Origin of the sequence: Bradyrhizobium sp. 17, from assembly GCF_023073515.1 — a bacterium.
Taxonomy (GTDB): domain Bacteria; phylum Pseudomonadota; class Alphaproteobacteria; order Rhizobiales; family Xanthobacteraceae; genus Bradyrhizobium; species Bradyrhizobium canariense_D.
The window spans coordinates 3,554-8,261 of sequence record NZ_JADPJQ010000053.1; the positions used below are offsets into that span (position 1 = coordinate 3,554).

General features: G+C 58.2%; 2 protein-coding genes. Both read left to right on the forward strand.

Going from position 1 to position 4,708, the window contains the following annotated elements:
* Positions 1-426 precede the first annotated feature (426 nt).
* The gene (locus IVB13_RS09350) at positions 427-1,797 is read left to right on the forward strand and encodes a transposase (protein ID WP_247488546.1); all 1,371 of its coding nucleotides are present in this window, start codon (positions 427-429) and stop codon (positions 1,795-1,797) included.
* A gap of 1,118 nt (positions 1,798-2,915) precedes the next feature.
* On the forward strand, positions 2,916-4,454 hold the full coding sequence (locus IVB13_RS09355; RefSeq protein ID WP_247488548.1) for an OpgC domain-containing protein: 1,539 nt from the start codon (positions 2,916-2,918) through the stop codon (positions 4,452-4,454).
* Positions 4,455-4,708: the final 254 nt, after the last annotated feature.

Genomic DNA, 4,708 nt, shown 5'->3' on the forward strand with positions numbered 1-4,708 from the left:
GGACCTAAAGGCTTAAGGCTCGTTTCTTCGCAAAAAAATCGATTGTAGTTGCGAATGGCGCACGCGACGGCGCACCGATCGCGTCGGTTTGCCCTCTGACTTGACTTCCTGGTTGCGCCGAACTCTAGATATGTCGCTGCGCCAACTGACGCGAGACAAACGTCTAAGGGCTAGTTGGCGAACGATATGAAATCGACGAGCGCCGACAATTGGTCGGGGCGTCTCAATTCAAGACTACTGCAACATGAAGAGAGAGAGAGAGAGAGAGAGAGAGGGAGGCCGATGTCTGAATTGGGGTCACAAGCGGTCCTCGACCGACTGCTCCCGACAGGTCGGCTATGGGCCGATTTTGTTGCAGAAGTCGGTTGAGACAAGTCACGAACCGTGATTCCGTTGTGTTGACGCGAATCTCGGTGAGGTCGATCCATGATGGGCCGTCTGAAGAGTGACCAAGGTCAACTGTTCTACGAGTTTCATCTTGGCAACGCGGTTCCTGAAGATCATCTGGTGCGGAAGATCGATGCTGCTCTCGATCTGTCCTGGCTTCGCGGTGAACTAGCGTCTCACTATTCGTCGATGGGGCGCCCGTCGATCGATCCGGAACTGATGATCCGGATGCTGGTCGTGGGGTATGTCTTTGCGATTCGCTCGGAACGGCTGATCTGCCGTGAAGTGCAGGTGAACCTCGCCTATCGCTGGTTCTGCAAGCTCGGTATCGAGGATGCTGTCCCGGATCATTCGGCGTTCTCGCGCGCCCGCAACGAGCGCTTCCGCGATGGAGATGTTCTCCGCCGGGTGTTCGAACGGATTGTCGAGACATGCATTGCGGCCGATCTGGTTGGTGGCGAAGGATTTGCAGTCGATGCGAGCCTGATTGCGGCCGACGCGAACAAGCAGCGCTCGATCACAGGTCAGGACTGGCGGAGGGATCGCGATCCGGCCAGGTCTAGCCGCGCGGTGAAGGAGTATTTGGCAACCCTCGACGATCCGGCGTGGGGCGCCGCCAGCGACGTCGTCCCGAAGTTTATTTCGCCATCCGATCCAGCAGCGCAGTGGATCGGCGCTCACAAGGGGCCGGCATTCTTCGCGTACTCCGACAACTATCTCATCGATGTGAAGTTCGGCGTCATCATTGATGTCGAGGCCTCGCGCGCCATTCGCCAGGCTGACGTCGGTGCAGCAAAGACCATGATCGAACGGACCGAGCAGCGCTTCGGTCTCAAGCCAGAGCGACTTGTCGGGGATACCGCTTACGGAGCGGCTCCGATGCTGAACTGGCTGGTCGAGGAGAAGGGCATCGCGCCGCATATCCCTGTGTTCGATAAATCGAAGCGGGATGATGGCACCTTCTCGCGGAGCGACTTTCGATATGACCCGACCGGGGACGTTTACCACTGCCCGGGTGGTAAGCGGCTTGGGACGAGCGGTACCGTGCACGAGGGCAAGACTCTTCTGTATCGTGCAAGCAAGCTCGACTACGATGTATGCCCGCTCAAACCGCAGTGCTGCCCAAAGGAACCATCACGCAAGATCCCGCGCGATATCCATGAGCATGCCCGAGACGTTGCCCGGTCGTTCGCTGGCACCGAGGGCTTCGAGCTTTCTCGGCGTCAGCGCAAGAAGATCGAGATGAGGTTCGCACACTTGAAGCGCATCCTGAAGCTTGGTCGGCTCCGATTGCGCGGCCCGCAAGGCGCCCAGGATGAGTTTGTTCTAGCGGCCATCGCCCAGAATCTGAGGCGGTTTGCATCGCTGGTCGCACGACCGTCATTGGCCCAGGCTCTGCGCATCGCGTAGCGTAGCGTCGAAGTTGCGTAAAATGCGTCAGGGCCAGCGCTTCAGAGCGCGGCTCAACGAAAGGCCCAACGGCCAAATCCATTGCAGCCAACTTTTGCAACAAAATCGGCCAGGAAGAGACATTTATCTCGCGCTGCGCGTCATGCGATCTGAGCCCTTCTCGCGCGCCGTTGTCCTTCTATGCCTCAGCGGTTGTGTGAAACCTCCGCGCGTTCATAAATCGTGAGTTGTGTTTGCCGTTGATCAGATCATGCTATTCCAGTCGACTAGGTAAACGTGTGGCCGAATCCGACATCTAGTGCGCTGCCAGGCTCGCCGCTCGGCACGCAGTGACACGCAAGGTTCGAGCCGAGCTGACGCGGCTCTAAACGGTATCAGTCAGCCCCACCTTGACATCTTTTCGCGACAGGTCAGTGCCGCTGCTTGAACCCGCTGCCGCTGCTGCACTCCCCGCTGTGCCACTGCTCATCGAAAGGTAGGGCTCAGTTCCTGGGCGGTTGCAGCGATCAGCGCCGTTCACGACGTACCATATTTCGTTAGGTTTCTCGGGCCTCGCGACGCCGCGATGGCCGCAATGTCTCGATCTCTGGGAGGGAGAGACATGATGAAGCGATCGCCTATTCTCTCTCTGGTGGCTGTCGCGAGCTTCACCGTCCTATGGTTTGTTCTGGATGCCGATCTGCATTTTAGAAGGGCGGCTGCCACTGCAACAACAGCCATGCCACCCGAGGTCGTAGCTCCCGAGCCTTTCAGAACGGCCCACGCCTAGGATACTTGCACTGGATCAGGCTAAGCATCTCGCTTTCTGGACGTCCGTTTTGAAGAATAGAAACCAGGCCTGTGGAGCTGTTGTTCGGACCATGTATCAAGGCGGCACCGAATCTGGGGTCGATGCTTGGCGCATTGGCTGCCGGGACGGCAGCGAATATTCGATAACGATTAATCCGGACGCGCATGGCTCTGAGGCGGAGTTTCCGGTTTCGGTTTGCAGTGGAATCGCTTTCGCCCGAGGTGCTGAATAGCCCCGTCATTGAGCGTTCAGCACCCGCGAGATCGCCTCTTTATGCCAGCTGTTATCCGCTGTCCCGGCGCGTCCTCGCCAACATGCGAGGATGATCATGACGATTACCCGATCACGACGTGAAACGGTGGAGTTCGAGCACCCATTTCGGATCACAAGCTTCGAGCGGATACTACCGGCTGGCTCCTATGAAGTGATTACCGACGAAGAATTAATGGAAGGAATGGAAGGATTATCATTTCCGTCCTTTCGGTCCGTCGCCACCATGATGATGGTGCCTGCGCCGCCGCCGCGCAGCTCTTTCGTCGAGATGGTGGCGATCAGTTCGATCGATCTGTCCGATGCCCGGGAGCCGATGCGATCGTATCCCGTTAGTGACGCGCCGGCCGACCTCGACAAGCATCGGACTGCGCTGAACCTTGACATTCTCCGGACGCTGGCGGAGATCGAGCGAAACGCATTGCGCGGACTGCATCCGCAGCCCGAACCCGAGTTGCTCGCGGCGCCTGCGATGCCATTGGCGGGCCCGCTGCCGGAGCCGAAAGGGCTAGGCCGCGACCTACGCATCGATGCTTGCCGCGGCCTCGCGCTCTGGTGCATCTTTTTGAATCATTTCCCCAACAACATCGGAAGCTGGCTGACGCTGCGGAACTACGGCTTCAGTGATAGCGCGGAAGTATTCATGTTCGTCTCGGGTGTGACCTGCGCACTGGCTTACGGCAGCGCACATTCGCGCGATGGCTGGCCCGGCGTCATCACCCGTACGCTGTGGCGAAGCTGGGACATTTATGCTGCATTTCTATTGCTCACTATAGCTTGCGCCATCATGGTCTACCTAACCGGTGGTGGCCGGATCGCCGACGAGAGCAACACGCGCCTTTTGCTGGAACATCCGGGTGCGGCGCTCGCGCATGCGGCGATCCTGCAATACCGTCCGGTCAATACCGACGTCTTGCCGATTTTCGTGGTTTATCATCTTTTGTTTGCGCCACTATTGTGGTTGCTGTTGCGAGTGCCGAACGTGACACTCGGCGCGTCGCTCTTGCTTTATGCGCTGGTACACGTCTTCGGCTGGACCGTCCCGGCCTGGCCCAACAACGTGTGGTTCTTCAACCCGCTGGCTTGGCAGCTGCTGGTTGTGCTCGGCGCCTGGTGTGTCATTGCAGGCAAGGGAGTCTGGCCCTGGATGACCTGTCGCATCGCGCTTGTACTTGCAGTTCTCTATCTGACTTTTAGCCTGATCGTCGCGTTGAGTTGGTGGCTCACGACCCTGGAAGATCTGGTCCCACAAGCGCTCGCCAATGTGGTTTACCAAGTCGACAAATCGGATCTCGCTCCCTTGCGGTTGCTGCATTTTTTAGCGCTTGCGATTTTGGCGGTATGGCTCGTACCCCGCGATTGGCAAGGACTGCCGATGCCGCTGATGCGCGCAGCGATCCGCTGTGGGGAGAATTCGCTGGCAATCTATTGTCTCGGTGTTCTGCTGGCGCTCGCCAGCCAAATAGCGCTGGTCGACATCTCGAATGGTCTTGCGATGCAGATCGCGCTCAGCCTCGCCGGCATCCTGCTGATGATCGCCGCCGCAACGCTGCTGAACTCAATCAGGATCAAACCCAGGCAGCCACGATTGATTTGATGACTTGAGGAAACTTGTTGGCCAGCGAGGGGCGAGCAGGCAAAATTCGGCAGAAGAGGCTGCCAACGGCCAGCCTCCACGTCTTCTCTTCCGGTGCGATCAAGCTGCGAACTTCACGCGATGACACGATTTGCAGCGTGATGCGAACGTTGAGATGCTTCCTCCCAAAATCGCAACATGACCGCTAGACTGTATGTCCCCTCCATAAAATGAGGCGACTCACCCTCGATGTTGCGACGAGGGTTGCCTGGATG